This window comes from Pseudonocardia sp. GCM10023141 (assembly GCF_042653605.1).
In genome coordinates, this window is record NZ_JBHSIR010000009.1 from 434327 (window position 1) to 455152 (window position 20826).

The following is a 20826-nucleotide window of genomic DNA, read 5'->3' on the forward strand; positions in this document are numbered from 1 at the left end:
GCGTCGGCATCGGGGGCGTCATTCGCCGAAGGCGACGCGCACGTCGTCGGTCGTGGTTCGCGTCGCGTGCGTGGGCAGGACCAGGCTCGCTCCGCCGTCGAGAACGGGCTCGTCGGCAACGATGGCGGGGTCGATCCGCATCACGACGTACCCGCCGACGGCTCCGGCCCCGAACCCCGGGGTGAAGACCCTCGTCGGGCGGGTGATCGCACCGTCGCGCACGGCGTCGAAGACCGCGATCGGGATGCTGGCCGCCGAGACGTTGCCCATGCTCTCGACGTTGAAGTAGAGCTGATCCAGCGACAGCCCGGCCTTCTCGGCGAGCGCGAGGATCATCGTCTTGTTCGCCTGGTGCGGCACGATGAGCTCGATGCTCTCCAGCAGCGTGCGCGTCGGGTCGTCGGGATCGGACTGGGCGCCGAGCTCGTCGAGCATCTGGTCGAGGTAGCGCTGCACGAGCGACTTCACCTCTGGTCCGTAGACCGTGAGGTCGTTGTCGAACTCGGGGTTCGGCCAGATGATCGAGTTGACCTCGCTGTGCGGCCCGCTCGCGTAGGTCTGCACCACCTCGACGTCGCCGGTGGCACCCGGTGCTGCCGGGGCGACGACCATCGCTGCCGCACCGTCGCCGAAGATCATGCGTGAGGTGCGCGTGCTGCCGATCTTGTCGGAGAACTTCTCCACGCAGATCAGCAGGACCGGGCGCCGGACCTCCTGCAGCTGCCGGATGGCCTCGGCCATGCCGTACGGCATCCCGGCACACGCGGCCACCATGTCGACGGAGGCGTGGGTCTGTTGCAAGCCGAGCTCTCCGGAGATCCAGCAGGCCATCGACGGGACCAGCCGGTTGCTGGTGCAGGTGCTGACCAGCACCGCACCGATCTCGGACGGCGATCGGCCGGACTTCGCCAGTGCTGCCTTCGCGGCGGCCAGCGCCAGCTGCTCGGGCTCCCGGCTGGTGTAGCGGCGCTGTTCGATCCCGGTCTTGGTGGCGATCTCCGTCGCGCTCATCGGCGACCAGGAGAAGCTGGCGTTGCGGATGACGTCGACGTTGGAGCAGATGTGCTCGCCGCGCACCACGGCCAGCGCCTCGAGCACCGGCTGGACCTCGAACGCCTCCCGCACCCGCACCGGGGGGTACGGGGTGATGGGGGCGACGGTCTCGACCGGCACCCGAGGGGCCGGAGCTGTGGCGGTCGGGACTGCGGCCCGGGCGCCCCGGACCCGGTCGATGAATGCCATGGCATCGCGGTTGGCGGGATGGAACGCGACCACGAAGTCGTCGTCGCCGATGTCGGCCGGGCGGCGCAGCTCGGTGCGGGAGCGCTCCCACGGGTACTGGTTGTGCAGCACCATGGCCCAGCGCATCAGGGCTTCGAGCTCCGGCACCGCCTCGTCCGCATCCAGGATCTCCTCGGTCCGGAAGACGGGGTAGTCCGGGTCGTGATCGGGCAGCACGAACGTCAACGCATCGGGCTGAGCCATGAACTCCGCAACCGTCGGCTTGATCGCCGGCAGCTCGGTGGCGTGGTGCAGCTTGTTGCGGAACAGGTCGAACAGCAGCCCGAAGACCTTGTCCTCGGTGTCCGCGTCCCACGTCGCCGGCAGGTCGCGGTAGGCGCGCTCGACCGCGGCCACCTTGCGCTCGGCGTCCTCCCACGGGGTCAGGAGCGGCAGGAAGACGTCGTCGCGGTGCTTGGCGACGTCACGCCAGCGGGTCGGCCGCTTCTCGAACATGGTGATCGAGTACCGGTTGACCCAGAACAGGTTCTGGCCCAGATCCCGCAGCAGCGGGAAGCGGCCCGCGTAGGTGCCGCCCTCGGCACGGGTGAGGATGTCGGTACCGGTCGGAGCCTTCGCCTCGAAATCCCGCTCGATCACCGCGGTGAACTGTTCGAAGGTGTCGAGGACGGAGAAGTCCAGCTCACCCAGGAAATTCGCGGGGAAGACCAGACGGCCATGGCTGTTGATCACGAACGGCTTCACACGTCACCTCAGGACTCAATCTCTCGATTCGCCCACGATCTGCGGACATGAATCGTCAATCCAACCGTGCAAGAATCGATCTACGCGGACCCGATCGGCCCGCCGAGATGATCGAGTCGGACGTGCCCTCGAGCCACCCACTACCGTTCACCAGTGGACAGATCCGATTCCACGGGTGGTTCTCGTCTACCGAGACAATGACATCATTGGATGAGAAAATGACCGGCGGTCGGCACCGCGTCGCACCCGGCAGGTGCAGGGTCGGGTACCCGGACCCGGGTCGGTCCAACCCGCTCGGGCCTGGTCCATCTCAGACTTCGCGCCGCCATGGCCTGGCTGTATCCACTGGCTCGCTCGTCGCACGCCGGTGGCGGAGATTTCGGAAGTGCAGGAGGTGGGCCGGTAGCACGAGCGTCACGTGGATGGCCGGCAGGCGGTGTGCGAACCAGGAGGGCAGATACACATCGGTGACCGAGCCGCTCCGGGCACCGAAAGACTCGGCGACCGCGGTCAGTGGACACGCCTCGATCGAGAACCAGATCACGGTGTGGACGAACCTGATCGTAGACAGCGCTCGCGGTGTGCCGCTCCCCCTCGCGCCGGCAGCGTGGATCAAGCGGTGTCCGACCGCCGGATGACCATCCGAAGCTCCACCTGCGAGGGCAACGCGGCCGGCCCCCACCACCCGATCATCGCTGTCGACGACCGCCAACCAGGTCAGACCGAGCTCCCGCATCGTCCGCGCCACCCGACCCACGTTGATCCCCGGTCCGACAGTGACGGCCGGAGCGCTCATCACATCGGCCGTCGCGATGACACAGTCTTCGCAGTTCGGCTCTGCCGGAGCGGGCCCTTCTACCCTGCCGCGACCCGCCTTTGCGCGACAGGCTCACGTCATGACGCGAGCGACAGCATCGTTCACAGCATTCGCCGCCGAGCATCGGACGGTCAGGTGACACCGGTGCGGTCGGACGCCGAGCAGGCGAGTCGCTGGGAGACCGACGGCGGGCACCTCCTGGAGTCGCCCGGCGACGCGCAGCGTGCTCAGGAACACCATGTCGGCCGCCAACTGGCGGCCGTGGGCCAACGGTTGTGCCGGGAGTTCGCACCCGACGGCGGGGCGGGCGCCACCGCGATCCGGGACATGGTGCGCGAGGCCAGGACCGGCTTCGGCAATCCCGACGTGATCGCCTACCTCCCGGCGCTGGTCGAGCGGATGGTCCGGCGCCGGCTCCGCGACCACAGCTGACCGGGGGACCGCAGCCGTCGCTCCCCAGGGGCCACGACCTCGCGGTGTGTGGCATCGGGCTGCGCAGTGAGGCGGTCGATCTCGCCCCCGCTCGACACCCCGGGCTCGGAGCCTCACACTGGGCGGGCACAAGCCGCTCCGGACCCTCGGCGGCCCAATCACATGGGCGGCGCCGAGATGAGTGTGCACATGGAATGCGGAACTACCCCGATCCCCCCATCGGCGGGGTGGGAGCGCCATGCCTGAACTTGATGCGCGAAGCCTCGGCCGAGGCGCCAGCAATGGTTGAGCTGGGAACAGTCACCCGGGACCTGCTGGCCAGTAGCGATGCCGGCCTGGACGAGCACGCAGTGGCCAAGCGGATCTGCCAGGCTTGCGTCGCCGGCCTGGACGTCGACGGCGCGGTGATCTCCCTGCTCACCGCCACCGTGTCCCGCGAGACATTGTGGGCCACGGATCCGACCGCGGAGTTGCTGGAGGAGCTGCAGTTCACGCTCAACGAGGGTGCCTGCATGGAAGCAGCGACGACCGGAGTACCGGTGCTCGTCGCGGACCTGCACCACAGCACCGACGTGCAGCGCTGGCCGATCTTTGCCGCAGCGGTCGCTGAGCAGGCGGATGTCCGGGCCCTGTTCGCGTTCCCGCTCCAATGGGGGACGGTGAACGTGGGCGTGCTGGACCTCTACCGCAAAACCCCGGGCGCCTTGAGTGCAGCCCAGTGCCGCGACGCCATCAGCGCCTCCGAAACAGGGGCGTCGATGCTTCTGGGTGTGCGCACCGATCCCGGACACACGGATGCCGACGGCCTGCCCGGTGGGTCGTGGCTGGATCACTCCCACAGCAGCCGCGCCGAGATCCACCAGGCCACCGGCATCGTGTTGGCTCAGCTCGGGATCAGTGCACAGGACGCGTTGGCCCGGATGCGGGCCTACGCCTTCGTCGAGCGTCGACTGCTCATCGACGTCGCCCGCGAGGTGGTGTCGCGCCGGCTGCAGTTCACCGCCCAGATGAAGTAGACACAGATGAGGTAGCCACTGATGTGGACACCGGAGGAGAAGACCGACATGAACCCGGCCGACACCGGTCGCGAACACCTGGTGACCCGCGCATTCGTCTCCTTGGCCGACACACTGGTCGACGAGTACGACATCATCGATCTGCTCGACCGCCTCGTCAGATACAGCGTCGAAATGCTCGCCGCGGACGCGGCCGGCATCGTGATCACCGATGCCCGCGGTGACCTCCGAGCAGTCGCGTCATCCAGCGAGGACGCACAACTGATGGAACTGCTGCAACTGCAGAGCAACGAGGGCCCCTGCCTGGACTGCGTTCGCAGCGGCACCCCGGTCAGCGTCATCGACCTCGCGGTCCCCGCTGCCGCACGACGATGGCCCGCCTTCACCGCCGCTGTCGCCGACAGCGCAGCGTTCCGGTCGGTCCATGCGTTGCCCCTACGGCTGCGCGGGCAGGCGATCGGCGCGCTGAACCTGTTCCACCGCCAACCGGGTCCACTTCCCGCTGTCGATCTGTCACTGGGACAGGCGCTGGCCGACGTCGCGACGATCGGGATCCTGTCCGAACGCGCCGTCCGCCACGGCGAGGTCCTCAACGAGCAACTCCAATCCGCGTTGAACAGCCGGGTGATCATCGAGCAGGCCAAGGGCGTATTGACCCAGAAAGGCAATCTCAGCATGGACGCGGCGTTCGATCGGCTGCGCTCCTTCGCCCGCAACCGCAACATGCGACTCAGCGAGGTGGCCCGCCAGGTCGTCGAGGCCGACCTCGCCGACGACGTGGTGGCCACTCGGGTCGTGGCACCGCGGACGCCCCGACCGCCGCGGGGCACGTGATACCGACCGGGGCGTGGCGGCGTCGGGCCACATCCGGCCGATGCCCCACTCGTCGCTCGCCGGAACAACGAACGAACTGATCGCCGCGCAGTGCGGCATCCGAGGTGGAGGCCTACGAGATGGCAGCACATGTCAGCGACAAGGCCGAACAGGTCGGCGACAGCAAGCCGCTGGAAGTGCTCGCCCGGGTCGGCCTGATCGCCTACGGCATCGTGCACCTGCTCATCGGCTGGCTTGCGTTGCAGATCGCGTGGGGCTCGGCCGGCGGGAGTGCCGATACGTCGGGCGCGATGAAAACCGTGGCCGAGCAGCCGTTCGGCAAGATCCTGCTGTGGCTGGTCGCGATCGGGCTGGTGGCTCTGGCTCTCTGGCAGGCCAGCGAGGCCATCTGGGGCTACCGCCACCTCGACGGCGTCCAACGGATCCGTAAGCAGATCACCAACGGGGCCAAGGCCCTCATCTACGCCGGGCTGGGCGCCAGCGCGGTCTCGGTCGCACTCGGATCCGGATCCGGATCGTCGAGCTCGCAAACCCAACAGCACACCACCGCGGGAGTACTGGCCTGGCCGGCCGGACAGGTGATCGTCGTCGCGGCCGCACTGATCATCATCGCCGTCGGCGTGGCCGGGGTGGTCAAGGGCATCACGATGTCCTTCGCCGAAGAGATCGACACCTCGTCGATGCCACCGGCCCTGCGCACGGGCGTGGCGCGCTTGGGCCAGGTCGGCTACATCACCAAAGGGGTGGCGTTGGCAGTGGTGGGCGGTCTGCTCGGCTACGCCGCCATCACGTTCGACCAACAGAAGTCCCAGGGCCTCGACGGCGCCGTGCAGGCGATACTGGCACAACCCTTCGGACGGTTCCTGCTGACGGCAGTGGCACTCGGGTTCATCGCCTTCGGATTGTTCGCGATTCTCCAGTCGCGCTATCGCCGCATGTAGCGCAGCTACTTACTACAGCGCCTCATCCTCATCAATCACGACACACAACCAGATCACCACGAGACCACCACGGAGGCACAATGATCATCCTCGGGCTGATCCTGCTCGTACTCGGCTTCATCCTCGGTTTCCCCGCGCTCTACTACATCGGCGGAATCCTGCTTCTCGTCGGCGTGGTGCTGATGGTCCTGGGAAGCACCGGGCGGGCAATCGGGGGGCGGAAGCACTACTTCTGACAGACAAGCAACATCAGGACAAGGTGTTGTGCGATCTCTACGGGACCTGCGGCGGTGCGCCACCCGCGCACGACCCGAAGTCGTTCATCAGGGGCGCACCACAGGGAAGGAATGATCCGCGTCCACCATTGTCATCATTATCCTGATAGTTTTCATCATTGCGCCACTGGGCGTGGGTGGCGCCGTGAATCTGCGCCGGAAGCGGTCCGAGCAACTCCGCGAGACGTTCGAATCCGAATACGACCGTGAAGTTGCCGACACGCCGAACCGTTCGGCCGCGGAGAAGGGTCAGCAAGTGCGGCCACAGGCGCCAGCACCCTTGACCGGTCCTGCGGGACCACGCCATCGGCCTCCACCGGCCCAGCCTGTCGCCGGATCGCCACCGCGCGAAACCGGGCCGCGACCATCGGACCGACCTTGGCGATCTCCCAAGCGAGATCCAGCCGGTCGAAGCCGTCATCGATCAGATCGAGCCCGTTCTGGAACTTGCCGGGATCTTCGGGATCCGGTTCCCACGAAGACGCGCATTCCTCGCCTGCGCAACCGAACGTCGGCGGCAGCGGATCGCCCGGCTGCGTCCTCCCTTGCTGGTAGCCCGGTTGCTACCCACCTGGGCTTGCTCCGTTCCAGAGCTGCAACCACGCCAGTATTGGTGCCAACCTCCTGCTCCGACGTCCGACCATTCCGCGGCCTGCTCGTCCGGCCCGGCGTCGATGACCCGCTTGCCTCAACCTGTGACCGGTGACACACTGCGGCACTAGGCGGGAGGTTCTCCCGAGGAGCGGCAACCGGCAACGGACAACCAAGGACACCTGCAATCCCACCGCCGCGGCCCACGCCCGGCAACCACGACCAGAACCGGCAACCAGGCCGGTGGCGAGCCGGGCCGCGGGGCGGACAACTCGTCTCCCCGCGACCCGCGCATCGAAGCGGATCCGACATGATCACCGGGCGACAACGGTCCGACCTCGTCGGTACCCAGCCGATCTGACTGCTGATTCGGCTCATCCATCCACAGGGACCTCTTCGAATCGATGGCCTGAGCTCTTCGCGCAGGAGCTGAGGGCCCACGAGGAGTTGCGAGGGCCGCTGCGCGTCATGATCGGTGACAAGGGGAGATTGCGATGACCGCGGAGGATTACCCGACACCGCCACGGACGGTGGGCCGCGATGCGGTGTTCGTGCGACATCGCATGAAGAACCCGAAAGTGGCCGCATCGGCCTACATCGCCCCCACCGCGGTGCTCTGCGGGGACGTCACCGTCGGCCCGCACAGCCGGGTGCTCTTCGGAGCGGTCATCACCGCCGAAGGCGGCCCCGTCGAGATCGGCGAGCACTGCGTGATCATGGAGAACGCCATCGTCCGTGGAGTACCGCAACACCCGACGCGGCTCGGGGACCACGTCCTCGTCGGCCCCCACGCCACGCTGACCGGGTGCATCATCGAGGGCGACACCCGCATCGCCACCGGCGCAGTGGTGTTCAACGGCGCCCGCATCGAGGTCGGCGCCGAGGTCGAGTTCCACGCCGTCGTCTACGTCAACACCGTCGTACCCGCCGGGACAGCGGTCCCGATGGGCTGGTTCGCAGGCGGTGACCCCGCCCAGCTCGTCGCGCCCAGCGACTGGGAACGCATTCGCGACCTGATCGGGCCACTCGACTACCCGGGCACCGTCTTCGGAGCCGCCGGCACCGACACCACGGTCCCCGACATCGCCCGCCGCTACGCCCGCGGACTGGCCCTGCACAACCGCGACCACGTCCTCCCACCCGGCCAGCACGACCAGCTCCCCGAACAACCCACCACCCGAGAACGCCCCGATCAGCGGAAACCTCGCGCGCGACGACCGATCAGCCAAGCGTCCGTTTCCGACGACCGGGTCTAGGTCGTGTTGACAAGGGATGATCGATGGCCTTCGTGATCCAGATCGTTTCTTGAGCCGGCGCCGCCGCGAGCCGTCGTACCTGGTTGTACCCGGTCGTGGTGGCAGCACCGAAGCGCTGCTCGCAAGCTTCGCATCGGCGCAGCCAGGGACGATCTGGGCGCGGAGGCCGCGATCAGGACCTCGTGAACGCGGCCCAGGTCCGACCTGGTACTGCCTTGTCAGGTGTGATTCCGCGTGGGGTTCGGGCCCGCTGCGATGGGGTGCCGCACACCTGTCCTCTCGTCCTACGGTCAGTTGAGCACCCAGATCGCCATGTTCAAGGCTGCGGCGAAACTCACCCACGCCAGATAGGGCACCAGAAGCCAGCCGGCGAGCCGGTCGATGCGGCCGAACAGGAAGATGGTGGCAACGATCGCCGCCCAGAGCACGACGATCTCGGCGAACGCGAGACCCACCAAGCCGGCACCGAAGAACAGCGGCGTCCAACCCATGTTCAGCAACAGCTGCGCCCCGTAGACGACATGTGCAGGGCGGATCAAGCCCGCACGCCGCCACACCAGCCATCCGGACAGTGCGATCAGGACGTAGAGGACCGTCCACACGGGCCCGAACAGCCACGATGGCGGCGCCCACGGCGGCTGCACGTACGCCGCGTACTGCTGGCCCGACGTCGCGGCGGCCAGACCCCCCACCAGCGCCACCACCGCCACTGCGAGTCCGAAACACAACAGGGCGATGACCGCCGCGGGAACCGCCGGCCGGCGTAGTGAACCAGTCATGGATGAATCGTCAGGCACAGCAGACCATCGCGCGCGTCGTGAGCGACGCCGCGACTCGCCGATACCGCATCGGTGTGGCTCGATCTGGGCCTGGATCATGGAGAACGGCGTGACCGGCGCGGGTGACTACGAACGGCTCACCTTCCCGGCCACCGGCCGCCTCGGCGGCGGCGGCGGACGCGCGCAACGGTCCCGGAACAGCGGCTATCGCGGCTCTGACCAGTCCGAGCACGTTGTCGAACCACCCCGACATCGTCACGTTGTTCGATTCCGGCGTACACGAGGGCCGTCCATGGCTCGCCCTTGAGCTGTGCCCGGCCGGCTCCCCCAACCCGAGCTGATGGCGGTGGCCCCGCCGGGATTCCAGGCCCACGCGCTCGCGGCCTTCGCCCTGTTCGCGCTCTGGCCGTTCACCCGCCTGGTGCACGCGTTCAGCGCACCCATCGGCTACCTGTGGCGCCCCTTCGTGGTGTACCGCAGCAAGGACGAGCGGCTCGGCGCACGGGCACCTCGTCGGGGCTGGGAGCGTTCCTAGGAGGCACGAACCGCCCCGGTTCGGGACTGCTCAGCCCGGTCGGCGATCCCGAGCAGCATCTTCCGTGTCATGACGAAACTGACCGCCGACGTCGGCTCGACCACGACCGACGCCCACCAGTGCAGGTACTGGTAGCGCTCCCGCACGACGAGCCGGCTGGTGCCGTCGCCCAGATCCGTCAGGACGAAGGCCCACGTGAAGTCGAAGGGTGCCGGTGCGCGCCCCATCGGGATGCCGCCGCGCAGCACCAGCGCCCGGCCCGGCTCGACGACGGCCACCGTCAGCGCCATCTCCGGCGACAGCTTGATCTCCGAACCCTCGACGACCGACTGCCACGCCGGCACGATCCGATCGGCACTGTGGATGTCGCAGCGGGCGAGGTTCTCGAGCACGTCGTAGCTGTAGAAGCCGCCGCGGCACTGGCCGAGCTGCACGATCCACGGCCAGACGTCCGCAGCGGGGGCGCACACGGTGATCGCCCGCGTCGTCGTCAGGTCCGCCTGCACGAGGTGGTCGCCAGGCAGCGTCGTGCCCACCTCCTCGTCGGTGGCGCCCCAATGGGCCATCCAGGAGCGGGCCTTCGTGCCGTAGGCGGCCACTGCCAGCAGCGGAACCGCGAATCGTGTGCTCGACCTCGTCATGACCAGCACCCTGCTCCGATCCGGCGGGTACCGACAGAGTCCTTCGACTCCACGCAGATCGGGCTCCTACCGGATCGGGCGGCTGCCCCAGGGCAAGGGGCTGCTTCGGCGCGCTGATCGACGATCCAGAGTCGATCCGGCTCACCCGGATCGCCGATGACCCACGCTCGTCGGGGTTCCCAGCAGCCCGATGCTGGTGATGCCACTACTGGGTCCCGGGCCGACGTCGCCCGCCACGCGGGAGCCGGCGCGGCGGAGGTCAACCTGTCCACGGGGGCGGACGGGGTCCATCTCGACGTCCGCGACGACGGCATCGGCATCGCACCGGCCGGGCGGCGCAGCGGCCTGACGAACCTGGCGCGCCGGGTCGAACACCACGGCGGCACGCTCACCTGCACTGGGCCGGCACCTCGCTGTCCTGGTCGATTCCACGGAACACGCATTAGCCCAACCGCGGGGCATCCCTGAGCTCCGCGGTGACCAGCAGCCGGCCTCGGAGATCGCGCCCAGCAACCGCCGCTCGTCGTCGAGAACCGGGACGGCCCGGACTGCCGGTCCCCCGACCTGGGGACCTTGGACCCTGCCGACAAACGCAGGCACGACACATCGTGGATACCTGCACCCCGCTCAGGTGTGGAGCGCCGAACATCGAGGGGAAGGATATGCCGGAGTCCGTCGATCGCGACCAGCTCGCCGAGATCGGTCACGACGAGTGCCTGAGCCTGCTGGGCAGTGGAAATCTCGGCCGAGTGATCTACACCGACGCCGCGCTGCACACGGCGCTGCCGGTCACGTTCAGACTCGACAACGGGGAGATCGTCTTCCGCGCACGGCACGGGAGTGCCGACTCGCGCAGGCGACCCGGCACGACGTCGTCGCCTTCGAGGCCGACGAGATCGACCCTGCGACGCTGCGCGGCTGGAGCGTCCTCGGCGCCGGCCACACCTACGAGGTCACCGATCAAGAGCGGTTGGCCGGTCTGCTCGAACCCACGCCGATCCCGTGGGCGCCGGCCGGGCCGACCGTCACCATCGCCGTCCGGCTGCAGCGCCTCACCGGACGTCGGCTCTGCCCCAGCCCCGACACGCTCGTCTGAGCAGAGAGAAGAGATCCCGATGCCGACCACAACAGCGCGACCACCCGCACCCCCCGACACCGACCCGCAGCTGTCCACGCTCATGACCCACCCGCTCATCGGCATCACCCCCGATTCGAGAATCGACGTCGCCTGGAAGCAGATGACGCGCCACGAGGTGCGCCACCTGCCCGTGATGACCGACGGCGGGTGCAGCGGCCTGGTCCTCGAGTCCGACGTCGTGCGCTGCATCGCCGAACGGTCCCTGCTGGGCGATCACAGCCGGCCCGCCACAGCAGGCGAGCTGTGCCGGGTCGTGCCGACGCTGCGGCTCACCGACCGGCGCTCGACCGCGGCCCAGCAGATGCACGCCGACGGCATCGACGCCGTACTCGTCACCGACGGCCCGCGCGTGCTGGGGATCGTCACGGCGGTGGACCTGATCCGATCACTCGCACTGACCGGAACATCATGAGCGTGCGGGCTGTCACCTCGGGTTCGCCTGATCGTCGGTCGTTCCGCCGTGGCAGGGCACGCCGCCTCTCCTCATCGGGGGGTGCGCCCTGTCGCTGCTGTACCCGGGAGACGAAGCTGGGCCCATGAACCTCCAGCCGACGTCCGCCACCGCGCACGCGGACACCGTCCAGCGCGCGGTGGGAGTTGCGCTGCGGCGCAATCCCCGACTCCGCGACAGCCGCATCACCGTCACCGTCGCCGACGAAGGTCTGGTCACGCTCACCGGATCGGTGCCGACGCAGGCGCTGCGCCGCGAGGTCGAGACGATCTGCTGGACGGTGGCCGGCGTACACAGCCTCCACGACGAGATGCACGTCGGGCGCTGACCCGAAGGCCACCGCACACCCAGCGAAGGGTGGGTGCGGTGGCCTTCGGTGTGAACAGCATCAGGCCGTCGGCCTGCTTGGACACCTGGTAGTCGTCCACGGAGCGGCCCTCGGCCCCGAGGATCCGGTCCAGGCGCTGGATGTCGCCGTAGCGGAGGCGGTAGCCGTCCCGGTCCAGCTCCGCGAGGTCGCGGTAGCCCTCCGGTCGTGATGCGGGGAGAAGTCATGGCGGTTCCTTCCTGGAGCGAGGGATGCAGCAGCGCCCCGAACACCACATCCGACGTCGCCTTCACGTAGTTGGCGTGCGCCGAGGGCGGACGCGCCGCGGTGCGGCCTCCGCCTCGTCAGGATGATGCGGTCCACCAGAAATGAAGGAGCCGCGACCATCCCGGGATGGGGATGATCGCGGCGATCGGCGGGGGGCTGCGTCAGAAGACCATCCGCAGCTCCACCTGGGACGGCGGCTCGGCCTGGAAGGCGGGATCCGTGACCACGTCGCCGTCCACCCGCACCCACCCGACGCGCAGATGGCCCCGTGCCCGATCCTCGGTTATCCCGGATTCGCCCAACCGGTCCAGGACACTCCGCTCCGCTACCGCACTTGCCGATGTTGCCACGATCTCGGACGTCGCAGGCCGCCACCGCGCACTGTCGGGCAACGTGTTCGTGGGCATCCTGTTCATGGACGACCACCTCATCCATGGGGCCGTCCTGGCCCTGCTGGCCCTGCTGGCCCTGCTCGGAGCGGGCAACACCCTCGGGCTGGGGCGGACCTGGACCGCCACTCCCCTGGTCCGGCGCCTCCACTGGCTCGCCTGATCGTCGGGCGCTACCGCAGCAGGGCACACCGCATTCCCTCATCGGGACGGTGTGCCCTGCTCACCTGCGAGCTTCGCCCGATCACCCTGCGACACGCCGACCATCACGATCTTGACAGCTCGTGCTCGGGCCAACCCGTGACACCCGGGATCATCACCCGGCGAGATGACGCCCTTCGGAAATGCGAGCACACCTGATTTGACCGGCAGAGGCTGCAGTCACTGCCCGTCCGGAAATGCTCATGCGCCGAGCCGTCGTGGCCGCACACACAGGAGATCGTCGGTTCAACCATCTTCTCCACCATCATCTTCCTCCGCGACTGGGTATTTCGTCGAAGCCTCTGCCGGAACTCATCGGTCGAGTTCCATCCAGCGGCGCCAGGCCATGATCGCCCCGATCAGCTCTCCCCCACAGCCGTCCTCGATGGCTGGTTCCTCGTGCAGCGGCGCCACAGCCAGCCGGTCGATGAGAACGTCATCACACCTCAGCTCGAGAAGGTGGACGGGCCGAGCGCACCCCTGTGAGTCCTCCATTGCTCCTCCTTCGGCGATCGTGTCGGAAAGCGAATCTCCGGTCACCCGATGTGCGGACCGGTCGAAATGTGAGTGAGCACGACGATCTCTCCCGAGATCAGGTCGCGGAAGACGAACACCGTGGATCCGAGATATCGGGTGGTCGCGAACAGCGCTTCGGCGCGCGCCCGCGTCATCGCCGGAAGGACGGACGCGGGGTGGTCAGTGCGGACCGGGGGAACGAGTGGCGTCGACGGCGCCACGGGTGGCGACGGAATCATCCGGGGCGGCTGCACCGGCTGCTCCTGAGGAGGTGAGGGGGGTGTGGGCCGCACCGAGGTCGATGTCGGGGAAGTCGGGATCGGGGATGCCGGCGGATCCTCCGGCGCCGGCGGGGCGGTGGGAGCTGTCGCGGGCTGTGCTGCTGTGCCGACGAGTGGCACAGGCGTGGCTTGCGGCACCGGCACCGGGGTGGGGCGTGGCCCGGTGGCCGTCGGTACGGCGGCGCGGTACGTCGTCGGGACGGGAGGCACGAGCGGCAAGGAGCCCGGTCGGGCAGAGGGGCGCGTCGCGCCGACGAAGTCGTCGCCCGGCCAACGGTAACCGGCCGCCCGGACGGGCTGCCCGAACGTGGGAGCGTTGATCATCCGATCACCGCCGATGTAGAGCCCGACGTGGTGCACGAGAGTGGGCGTTCCGTAGAACACCAGGTCACCGGGCTGCAGTGGCACGTCGGCGCGCAACCGTGGACCGGCGTCGTACTGGGTCTGCGCGGTGCGGGGTGTAGGAACACCGGCCGCGACGTAGGCGGCGTGTGTGAGTCCGGAACAGTCGAAGCCCGCATCGCCGTGCGCCGGGCCGTCGCCGCCCCATACGTACGGCAGCCCGATCTGTGCGGTCGCGAAGGCGACGGCCACGGCCGCTGCGGCCGCGGCGGCCGAGCTGCTGCGACCAGGGGTGATCGGGGCATGGCCGGCGTCGGCGCCCGAGGGCAGTCCCTGCACCGGGCCGGCGGCGTAGCTGCGAACCCAGGCCAGCACGGCCTCGACGTAGATCGGAGAGGGGTTGTACCGGAACAACGCCGTATCCAGCTGTCCCGGTGCGGTCAGGTTCGCACCGCCGGTGCACAGCAGTCGTCCGGCTGCAGTCGCGGCGTCGTCGACGTTGTGGGGGTTGCCGCCGTTCCCGTAGAGCGCCCAGGTCGTCGGGAGGAACTGCATCGGGCCCACGGCCCGCGCCCATGCGCCGCCGCGGCCGGATCCCGCGCCGCCCGCAGGGATCGCCTCCGTGTTGTTCGTTCCGTCGAGCGCCGGCCCGAAGATCGCCGTGAGGGTGTCACCGGCCGCATCGACCCGACCACCCTCGGCGTGATCGGATTCGATCTTCCCGATGGCGGCGACCATCCACCAGGTCAGTCCACATCCAGGCGCGGCACCGGCCAGCGTCGACTCGGCGCGCCTGTAGGCGGCGAGCATGACCTCGGGGATACCCGGCGGGGCGGTGCCGGCGGACTGGCTCGACCCCACCGAGGACACCGTCTCGGCGTATCCCGAATCGGTTGCTCCCGACAGCGCCGCGGCGGGCCCCGCCACATCGGCGAGCGTGCGCCATGACGCGGCTACGGCCGGAGCCGTCGCCAGCGCGGCCGTTCCTGAATCGGCGGTGAGCACCGCGGCCAGCACGGCGCCGATCCGCAACGCCCTTCGCCGACGCGATGAACTGGTTGGCCGCACGGTCTTTCCCTTCATCGAGTCCGACCGTGCCGTCGACACCCGCAATCGGATGATGGCGCACGCGAGGAGTTGGGCACTGGACGTCCTAGTGCACTGTGGACGGACGCCCCGGGGTCATGGCGGCGAGCGTGGTGTAGACGACGACGTTGGAGAGGTAGCTGCGGGCCGCGCTGTCGAACTCGCCCCCGCAGGTCACCAGCTGCAAGGCGCGGCCGCCATGGCTGCCGTACACCTGCTGTGCCGGGAACTGCTCCTTCGGATACATCGCCACGGAGTCCACGACGAACCGGGCGACACCACCGTCGGCCAGACCCACCTCGACGTCGTCTCCCGCTTTCAGGGTCCGCAGCCGGTAGAACGCCGCCGGCCCCTGGTAGGAGTCGACGTGGCCCAGGATCACCGCCGAGCCGATCTGGCCCGGCGACGGGCCCTGCTCGAACCAACCCGCCTTCTGGAAATCCGTCGGCACCTCGACGGTGCCATCCGGGTTGAGGCCCAGCCCCGACACCGGCACCGACAGCCCGATCGCCGGGATACGGAGCCCGGTCGGCACCGAGCGTTGCACGAGCGGGATGGCGGCAGTCCCCGGCGGCGCAGCCGTGGCGCCGTCGCCGGGCAGGACCGCAGCCACGGGCGGCGCTGCCGCGGCTGCGCTGTCGGGGGGTGCCGGTGTGGCCACCGACGTCGCCGGGGACGCCGCCGGGGACAGCGAGCTCAGCGCGTCATCGTGTCCCCGGACGCCGCCGACCAGCAGCGCGGCGGCGCCGATCAGCAGCACGGCGGTCGCCGCCCACCAACCCCGCACCCGGGCCCTGCGCCCGGGCCCGGCTCCCACCTGCGGCTGGTTCACTCGTGGTCACCAGGATCCGTGGACACCGAGTCCGGTCGCGTCGAGCGACGTCGTCCGCGGATGGCCATGCTCGCCGTGAGCGCTGCCCCTACGAGCACGACGCCGCCGAGAGCCAGCAGCTTCCCGTCGACAGCATGCGCAGCACCGCCCATCCCCGTCTCCGGGTGTCCCTGCGGGATGACCACCACACCGCCGGACCCGCCGCTGCCGTTCGCCCCGTTATGGCCATTCACCCCGTTCTCGCCGGCATTCCCACCCGGCCCTTGCGGTCCACCCGGTCCCTGCGGCCCACCAGGCCCACCCGGTCCCTGCGGCCCACCCGGTCCACCCGGTCCCTGCGGCCCACCGGGCCCACCGGGTCCACCGGGTCCACCGGGTCCACCGGGTCCACCGGGTCCACCGGGTCGAGTGGACGTCGTCGGGGGCACGGTGGTGGTTGTGGGCGGCACCGTCGTCGTGGTGGGCGGCACCGTCGTCGTCGTGGTGGGCGGCACCGTCGTCGTCGTTGTGGGCGGCACCGTCGTCGTGGTCGGCGGCACGGTGGTGGTCGTGGGCGGCACCGTCGTCGTGGTCGGCGGCACCGTGGTTGATGTCGGCGGGGTGGTGGTGCCGCCGCAGCGACTCCGGTTGATGACGTTCGTGTCCAGCGTCACCGCCCCGTTACGGGCGAGCACGCGGCCCTGGACGGTGGTGCCGGTCTTCACGCTGACCGAGGTCAACGCCAGAATGGTGCCGACGAACGTGGTTCGGGTGTCCAGGGTCGCGGAGCTCCCGACCTGCCAGAACACGTTGCAGGGGTTCGCTCCGTTGATCAGCCGCACGGTGCTGTTCGGCGCCGTGATCAACGTCGATCGGGCCTTGAACACGAACACCGAGTCCGCGGTCCCCTGCCCGTCCAGCGTGAGCGTCCCGGTCAGCCCCAGCGTGCCGTTCTCGTAAACCCCGGCGAACAGCGTCCGCCCACCGAGTTCGGTGGCCACGCTCGTCTCGGGGGTCTGGCCGGCGGCGTTGTTGTAGGCGACGGTCAGGTCGGCCTTGGCCTGCAACGCGACAGCGTCGGCCGAATGCGTCGCCCCGTTCACCAGCCCGGGCGGAAACCCGGTGATCGCCGTGCCCGGACTGACTCCGAGGTCCCCGGTGATGACCGAGGGACCGGTGTTCGTGACCGTCGAGCCGGCGAGCACGGCGAAGCTCCCGGCCGTGCCCAGCGGCACCCCGGTAGCAGCGCCCGCGCTACCTGCGAACGCGACCATGAGCATCGTCGTGAGCAACGCGACCACAGCGGCAAACGCGGCGCCGAGGCGCCTGCGTAGCGCCGCCGGCGCAGACATGGAGAGCTTCATGATCGGTGTACCCCTAGCGTGAGCTTCGTACCGGGACGCGCAGAACGCGCCGGGAGGCCTCGGCCACAGGCCGAATGCCATGAATCGGGAGTCATTTCGCTCTGCGCCACTCAGCGGCACGGCGTTCTCGAATTCGCCGACTACCCCGTGCGCCAACAGCTCGGCGGCCGGGGCTATGGTGCGAATAGCGCGAGGCGAAAGAAATCTGCCAGTGTCCGGCCCAAATAGAGTGCTCGAGACGAGGCGTCGAGCGGGGCCGAGCCGTACCAGCAGCACTAGACCGTTCGGCGGTCCGGAGTGACCAGCCGTAACCGGTAGGCTGCGAGGACTACTCCTTAGACGTACAACCGGGTGTCGCGCGTGGCTTGACAAACCACAGACTCACCCTTGTGTGGCTGTCTGTCAAGGCGCGCTACGCAGAGTTGCAAGTGGCAGTAGCGCAGACGCTCCGAGGGTTTGCCTGAGCACCATGACGAGCGAGGCCGAGAGTTGATCGATCCGACCACGGATGGCGCGCCCTCACCGACCCTCCACCAGCTCATCCGCTCGCACATGGAGGCGCACGGCTGGTCCTACTCCGACCTCGAACGACGGTCCGCCCGGGCGCTCAGCAGGGGACGCTGGCAGCAGTTGGGTTCAGGTGTTCCGCAGAAGAAGTTCCCGGACCCGACCTCACTCATCGTCATTGCGCAGGTACTCGACGTAGACATCACCACCGTCGTCCTGGCTGCGGCACAAGCCGTCGGCCTCGACGCCCGGCCGCGCGACAGCGGTCTCGCCCGCCTCCTCCCACCCGGGACCGATCAACTCTCCGGACGGATGCAGGACGCGCTCCTGACACTGATCCGTGCGGCCGTCGCCGAGGCTCAGCCCGGCCAGGACGCTCCAGAGCCGAACGAGGCAAACGGGATGCTCCTCGAATGGCCCAAGTCGGCCGCCCCGTCCCACCGTCACCGCAATGGCCCAGCGGACGATCCCGATCTTCACTTGCAGTGAGCCGGGCAACGAATTTCAGTTCCGTAATTACGCCGGTCAGTCCTTCTTCGGACAGAACTGCAACAGCAGCGAACCGGACAGCGATAGGCAGCATGTCGAAGATCATTCGCAGTGCTGCCAAGACGCCCAGACCTCGCGACGCCAGCGCGCACCGGAAATGCGAAGGGAGCGGTGTGGCGTCCCGGCGCCGCGCGACCGATATGGTGTTCAGCTCTGCCGCCGCTGCCGAGATCCTGGCCAACCGCCTCCGCAACATGCTCCGCGTCGCCTACGTCCCCATGCGGGACACGGTGGCAAGGCTGGACACCTCTTGCGATCCGTGGGTGCTTCTGCTCGACCCCGAGAGTCCCGCCGAGGACCACTGCTGGGCAATGCTCGAGGTGCTCGGCGTCCTCGCGCACGGTGCGGACGCGACCAGGTGCGCAACACCACCTACCCCGTTACGGCTAGTGAGGCCTGACCGGCGCGCCTGCAGATGACCCGACACGCAAGCCGCGCTCGTGGGGGCCGGTCGGCATGTTGCAGCGAGCCTGCCTGACAGACCAGGTCCAGAAGTCGCCGGCGCTATCGGCGATCAGCTCACTCGTGCCTACGGCGGCGGGCGGCGCACGGCGGTGTTGTCGCGCACCCCGGTCAGGTACAGCACTGCGTCGAGTTCGTCGCTCGCGAGCTCGATCAGCACACTCACCCTGGCATTGGCACGTGATCATGAACTGCCGCACCACTTCGCCGCGGTGCACCACCGGTTTCACATCCCCGCCAGCTCGGTCCTCCTGTTCAGATGATCGCGACGGGGCGGGGCGGAGTCCGGTAGCCCGATGCTTGGCGGAGCGGCTCAGCGTTCGGCAGGATTGCCGTGCCCGTCACGAGGGGCGGCCGGCGGTCCCCAGGCCAGTGCCGCGCGGAGCAGCGCTTGGGCCGACCACCGCATCAGGTCGACAGCATCGTCACGCGAGAGCCTGGCCACGTCGGTCAGCCAGGCCAACGCTTCGATACCGACGACGCTGCGGATCGCGAGTACCACCTGACGCCGAGCGGGATCCGAGAGCTGATCACCCAATGGCGCGAGTGCCTCTTCGATCCAGCCGATCGCCCGCCCCTGGCGCAACGGCAGGCCCACGCGCTCGCCGGGGTCGGTCTCGAGGGACAGCCGCAGCATCGTCCGCTGCTGGTTCTCGGTGTCGAGGATCAACTGGGTGAAGGCGGAGATCACCATCGCCAAGCGGGCCTCGGGGTCTGCCGGGGGATCCGCCGGTAGCAACGACGCGGCAATGGTTTCGGGGTGGGCCGCAGCCAGCAGCGCACGCTGGTTGGCGAAGTACCGGTATGCGGTCGGGCGAGACAGCCCAGCCGCAGTCGCTGCCTCCTCGACAGTGGGAGTCACCCCGGCGGCCACGAGGTCTCGTGCGGCAGCGACCAGGGCATCCCGCGTGCGCTGCTTCTGCCGGGCGCGACCACGGGTCTCGTAAGGGCTTGACACCAGACTGATGATACCCGAGTCTCTTCGTGAGACGTCAGTATCATGAAATGTGGACGAGGAGCACCCCATGGCAGGACTGCGCACCCCGACCCCGACCATCCGGGCCGCCGAAGACGGTGAACGCCGCTGGTTCCACGGCGGCGGTACGCACACGTGGAAGGCCACCGCAGCGGACACCGGCGGCGCCTTCCTGCTCTTCGAAATGGCGCTGGACCAGGGCAAGGCCACACCCCTGCACACCCATCCCGATTCCGACGAGACCATGTATGTGCTCGACGGTGAGATCCTGATCCACATCGACGGCCAGGAGCACCGGATCGGGCCCCGCGGACTGGCGAGCGCACCTCGCGGGATCCCGCACGCCTTCGCGGTGCTATCGGAACTGGCCCATGTGCTGTGCCTGCACACCCCGGGTTGCTGCCAGGCGTTCTACTGGGACGCCAGCGACCCGATCAGTGACGATCACCCCAGCACCAACCTCGTCGATTTCGATCGCGTCCGCGCGTCAGCTCAGAAGAACGGCGGCATCGAGATCCTCGGACCACCACCGTTCACAGGCCTCTGAAGCGACTCGGCGCGTTGATCGTCACCGGTTCGGTTGCCTTCCGCTCTCCTCGGCTGTTCTCCTTCGGCTGCGCTCCGTTGCCCTGTCCCTTCCCTTCTCCCTGCCCAGGGTTCATCGGAGACGGCCACGACCACCGTCGAATCGCTGATGGCGAAACCATCGGCACCGCGTGGGACCGAGCCCCCTGCGACCCGGCTCCGGGCAGATCGGTCCCAGCCCACCACCGGGCAGATCCTTGATCGGACCGCTTCCCTCGGGGCGAGCCCGGGGGCCGGTGGCCATGGGTGCCTACGGCCGGACGGACTCCCAGACGTCTCGGCGCATGCCGCGTTTCGGCGAGCACAGGGTTCCCCCGCGACAGCCGTCGAAACCGCGAGACCGAGCACCGACGCCATGTGGGCATCCCGGTCCATTCAGCAGCGGGGTTTGCCGAGGTGAGATCCAGGGGATCTCGCAGTCCGGCACCGGGAAGTCGACCTGTGGCCATCGAACGTCCGGGAAGAGGAAC

The 20826-nt window shown here is 68.8% G+C and carries 21 protein-coding genes and 2 pseudogenes; 13 read left to right on the forward strand and 10 right to left on the reverse strand.

Translation table 11 applies throughout. The features are described 5' to 3' along the window. Positions 1-18: 18 nt before the first annotated feature. Together ACFPFQ_RS06895 and ACFPFQ_RS06900 are read right to left on the reverse strand one after the other, a co-directional pair. Positions 19-1986 (reverse strand): 3-oxoacyl-[acyl-carrier-protein] synthase III C-terminal domain-containing protein, encoded by a 1968-nt coding sequence (locus ACFPFQ_RS06895; RefSeq protein ID WP_379615910.1) that lies wholly within the window; start codon positions 1984-1986, stop codon positions 19-21. A gap of 310 nt (positions 1987-2296) precedes the next feature. After that, positions 2297-2782 carry a CBS domain-containing protein gene (locus ACFPFQ_RS06900; RefSeq protein WP_379615912.1) on the reverse strand — a complete coding sequence of 162 codons (486 nt, stop codon included), beginning with the start codon at positions 2780-2782 and terminating at the stop codon, positions 2297-2299. A gap of 165 nt (positions 2783-2947) precedes the next feature. Between ACFPFQ_RS06900 and ACFPFQ_RS06905 the strand changes: the two genes are divergently transcribed. The 6 genes from ACFPFQ_RS06905 to ACFPFQ_RS06930 all read left to right on the forward strand — a co-directional run bounded on the left by ACFPFQ_RS06905 (position 2948) and on the right by ACFPFQ_RS06930 (position 8148). Beyond that, positions 2948-3235, forward strand: a complete 288-nt coding sequence (locus ACFPFQ_RS06905; protein ID WP_379615914.1) for a three-helix bundle dimerization domain-containing protein — start codon at positions 2948-2950, stop codon at positions 3233-3235. A 194-nt stretch (positions 3236-3429) separates the two neighbouring features. Beyond that, positions 3430-4251 (forward strand): GAF and ANTAR domain-containing protein, encoded by an 822-nt coding sequence (locus tag ACFPFQ_RS06910; RefSeq protein WP_379615916.1) that lies wholly within the window; start codon positions 3430-3432, stop codon positions 4249-4251. Positions 4252-4272: 21 nt separating this feature from the next. Further along, positions 4273-5085, forward strand: coding sequence for a GAF and ANTAR domain-containing protein (locus ACFPFQ_RS06915; RefSeq protein ID WP_379615918.1), 813 nt, complete (start codon positions 4273-4275; stop codon positions 5083-5085). 104 nt (positions 5086-5189) lie between these two features. Continuing rightward, positions 5190-6026, forward strand: a complete 837-nt coding sequence (locus ACFPFQ_RS06920) for a DUF1206 domain-containing protein (RefSeq protein WP_379615920.1) — start codon at positions 5190-5192, stop codon at positions 6024-6026. A gap of 80 nt (positions 6027-6106) precedes the next feature. After that, positions 6107-6262: a DUF6131 family protein gene (locus ACFPFQ_RS06925; protein WP_379615922.1), complete on the forward strand. Its 156-nt coding sequence runs from the start codon at positions 6107-6109 to the stop codon at positions 6260-6262. A gap of 1124 nt (positions 6263-7386) precedes the next feature. Then, positions 7387-8148: a gamma carbonic anhydrase family protein gene (locus ACFPFQ_RS06930; protein ID WP_379615924.1), complete on the forward strand. Its 762-nt coding sequence runs from the start codon at positions 7387-7389 to the stop codon at positions 8146-8148. Positions 8149-8438: 290 nt separating this feature from the next. Here ACFPFQ_RS06930 and ACFPFQ_RS06935 read toward each other — a convergent pair whose 3' ends face one another. Then, positions 8439-8927, reverse strand: coding sequence for a TspO/MBR family protein (locus ACFPFQ_RS06935; protein ID WP_379615980.1), 489 nt, complete (start codon positions 8925-8927; stop codon positions 8439-8441). Between the two features lie 325 nt (positions 8928-9252). Between ACFPFQ_RS06935 and ACFPFQ_RS06940 the strand changes: the two are divergent. Further along, positions 9253-9462 (forward strand): annotated as a pseudogene (locus tag ACFPFQ_RS06940) (respiratory nitrate reductase subunit gamma); the annotation flags it as partial. Here ACFPFQ_RS06940 and ACFPFQ_RS06945 read toward each other — a convergent pair. Next, a complete protein-coding gene (locus ACFPFQ_RS06945) occupies positions 9459-10103 on the reverse strand; it encodes an SRPBCC family protein (RefSeq protein ID WP_379615926.1) in 645 nt (214 codons plus the stop codon). The pseudogene ACFPFQ_RS06940 and the gene ACFPFQ_RS06945 overlap by 4 nt on opposite strands. Before the next feature lie 712 nt (positions 10104-10815). On the opposite strand from ACFPFQ_RS06945, the gene ACFPFQ_RS06950 reads away from it, so the two are divergent. The 3 genes from ACFPFQ_RS06950 to ACFPFQ_RS06960 all read left to right on the forward strand — a co-directional run bounded on the left by ACFPFQ_RS06950 (position 10816) and on the right by ACFPFQ_RS06960 (position 12020). Continuing rightward, entirely contained in the window at positions 10816-11199 is a 384-nt protein-coding gene (locus ACFPFQ_RS06950; protein ID WP_379615928.1) for a pyridoxamine 5'-phosphate oxidase family protein, read from the forward strand. Positions 11200-11218: 19 nt separating this feature from the next. Continuing rightward, positions 11219-11653, forward strand: coding sequence for an HPP family protein (locus tag ACFPFQ_RS06955; protein ID WP_379615930.1), 435 nt, complete (start codon positions 11219-11221; stop codon positions 11651-11653). 124 nt (positions 11654-11777) lie between these two features. Next, the gene (locus tag ACFPFQ_RS06960; protein ID WP_379615932.1) at positions 11778-12020 is read left to right on the forward strand and encodes a BON domain-containing protein; all 243 of its coding nucleotides are present in this window, start codon (positions 11778-11780) and stop codon (positions 12018-12020) included. Here ACFPFQ_RS06960 and ACFPFQ_RS06965 read toward each other — a convergent pair. Then, positions 11914-12213, reverse strand: a pseudogene (locus ACFPFQ_RS06965) (hypothetical protein); the annotation flags it as partial. The gene ACFPFQ_RS06960 and the pseudogene ACFPFQ_RS06965 sit on opposite strands and share 107 nt — an antisense overlap. 200 nt (positions 12214-12413) lie before the next feature. On the opposite strand from ACFPFQ_RS06965, the gene ACFPFQ_RS06970 reads away from it, so the two are divergent. Beyond that, complete coding sequence (locus ACFPFQ_RS06970) at positions 12414-12839, forward strand: hypothetical protein (protein ID WP_379615934.1); 426 nt, start codon at positions 12414-12416, stop codon at positions 12837-12839. 350 nt (positions 12840-13189) lie between these two features. On the opposite strand, the gene ACFPFQ_RS06975 is transcribed toward ACFPFQ_RS06970, so the two are convergent. The 4 genes from ACFPFQ_RS06975 to ACFPFQ_RS06990 all read right to left on the reverse strand — a co-directional run bounded on the left by ACFPFQ_RS06975 (position 13190) and on the right by ACFPFQ_RS06990 (position 17265). Further along, positions 13190-13417 carry a hypothetical protein gene (locus tag ACFPFQ_RS06975; protein ID WP_379615936.1) on the reverse strand — a complete coding sequence of 76 codons (228 nt, stop codon included), beginning with the start codon at positions 13415-13417 and terminating at the stop codon, positions 13190-13192. Beyond that, on the reverse strand, positions 13414-15099 hold the full coding sequence (locus ACFPFQ_RS06980) for an NlpC/P60 family protein (RefSeq protein ID WP_379615938.1): 1686 nt from the start codon (positions 15097-15099) through the stop codon (positions 13414-13416). The genes ACFPFQ_RS06975 and ACFPFQ_RS06980 overlap by 4 nt, the downstream gene beginning before the upstream one ends. A 70-nt stretch (positions 15100-15169) precedes the next feature. After that, positions 15170-15934 carry a class F sortase gene (locus ACFPFQ_RS06985; RefSeq protein ID WP_379615940.1) on the reverse strand — a complete coding sequence of 255 codons (765 nt, stop codon included), beginning with the start codon at positions 15932-15934 and terminating at the stop codon, positions 15170-15172. Then, the gene (locus tag ACFPFQ_RS06990; RefSeq protein WP_379615942.1) at positions 15931-17265 is read right to left on the reverse strand and encodes an ice-binding family protein; all 1335 of its coding nucleotides are present in this window, start codon (positions 17263-17265) and stop codon (positions 15931-15933) included. The genes ACFPFQ_RS06985 and ACFPFQ_RS06990 overlap by 4 nt, the downstream gene beginning before the upstream one ends. A 501-nt stretch (positions 17266-17766) precedes the next feature. On the opposite strand from ACFPFQ_RS06990, the gene ACFPFQ_RS06995 reads away from it, so the two are divergent. After that, positions 17767-18273 carry a hypothetical protein gene (locus tag ACFPFQ_RS06995; RefSeq protein ID WP_379615944.1) on the forward strand — a complete coding sequence of 169 codons (507 nt, stop codon included), beginning with the start codon at positions 17767-17769 and terminating at the stop codon, positions 18271-18273. 835 nt (positions 18274-19108) lie between these two features. Here the strand turns inward: ACFPFQ_RS06995 and ACFPFQ_RS07000 are convergent. Next, the gene (locus ACFPFQ_RS07000) at positions 19109-19753 is read right to left on the reverse strand and encodes a TetR/AcrR family transcriptional regulator (protein WP_379615946.1); all 645 of its coding nucleotides are present in this window, start codon (positions 19751-19753) and stop codon (positions 19109-19111) included. A gap of 67 nt (positions 19754-19820) precedes the next feature. Between ACFPFQ_RS07000 and ACFPFQ_RS07005 the strand changes: the two genes are divergently transcribed. Then, positions 19821-20318 carry a cupin domain-containing protein gene (locus ACFPFQ_RS07005; RefSeq protein ID WP_379615948.1) on the forward strand — a complete coding sequence of 166 codons (498 nt, stop codon included), beginning with the start codon at positions 19821-19823 and terminating at the stop codon, positions 20316-20318. The last annotated feature ends 508 nt before the right edge of the window (positions 20319-20826 follow it).

Excerpts from the sequence above, each read along its gene's own strand:
- ACFPFQ_RS06900 (WP_379615912.1), bottom strand. The coding sequence starts at position 2,782 with ATGAGCGCTCCGGCCGTCACTGTCGGACCGGGGATCAACGTGGGTCGG.
- ACFPFQ_RS06910 (WP_379615916.1), top strand. The coding sequence starts at position 3,430 with ATGCGGAACTACCCCGATCCCCCCATCGGCGGGGTGGGAGCGCCATGC.
- ACFPFQ_RS06915 (WP_379615918.1), top strand. The coding sequence starts at position 4,273 with ATGTGGACACCGGAGGAGAAGACCGACATGAACCCGGCCGACACCGGT.
- ACFPFQ_RS06925 (WP_379615922.1), top strand. The coding sequence starts at position 6,107 with ATGATCATCCTCGGGCTGATCCTGCTCGTACTCGGCTTCATCCTCGGT.
- ACFPFQ_RS06930 (WP_379615924.1), top strand. The coding sequence starts at position 7,387 with ATGACCGCGGAGGATTACCCGACACCGCCACGGACGGTGGGCCGCGAT.
- ACFPFQ_RS06935 (WP_379615980.1), bottom strand. The coding sequence starts at position 8,927 with ATGACTGGTTCACTACGCCGGCCGGCGGTTCCCGCGGCGGTCATCGCC.
- ACFPFQ_RS06945 (WP_379615926.1), bottom strand. The coding sequence starts at position 10,103 with ATGACGAGGTCGAGCACACGATTCGCGGTTCCGCTGCTGGCAGTGGCC.
- ACFPFQ_RS06955 (WP_379615930.1), top strand. The coding sequence starts at position 11,219 with ATGCCGACCACAACAGCGCGACCACCCGCACCCCCCGACACCGACCCG.
- ACFPFQ_RS06960 (WP_379615932.1), top strand. The coding sequence starts at position 11,778 with ATGAACCTCCAGCCGACGTCCGCCACCGCGCACGCGGACACCGTCCAG.
- ACFPFQ_RS06970 (WP_379615934.1), top strand. The coding sequence starts at position 12,414 with ATGGGGATGATCGCGGCGATCGGCGGGGGGCTGCGTCAGAAGACCATC.
- ACFPFQ_RS06980 (WP_379615938.1), bottom strand. The coding sequence starts at position 15,099 with ATGAAGGGAAAGACCGTGCGGCCAACCAGTTCATCGCGTCGGCGAAGG.
- ACFPFQ_RS06990 (WP_379615942.1), bottom strand. The coding sequence starts at position 17,265 with ATGTCTGCGCCGGCGGCGCTACGCAGGCGCCTCGGCGCCGCGTTTGCC.
- ACFPFQ_RS07005 (WP_379615948.1), top strand. The coding sequence starts at position 19,821 with ATGGCAGGACTGCGCACCCCGACCCCGACCATCCGGGCCGCCGAAGAC.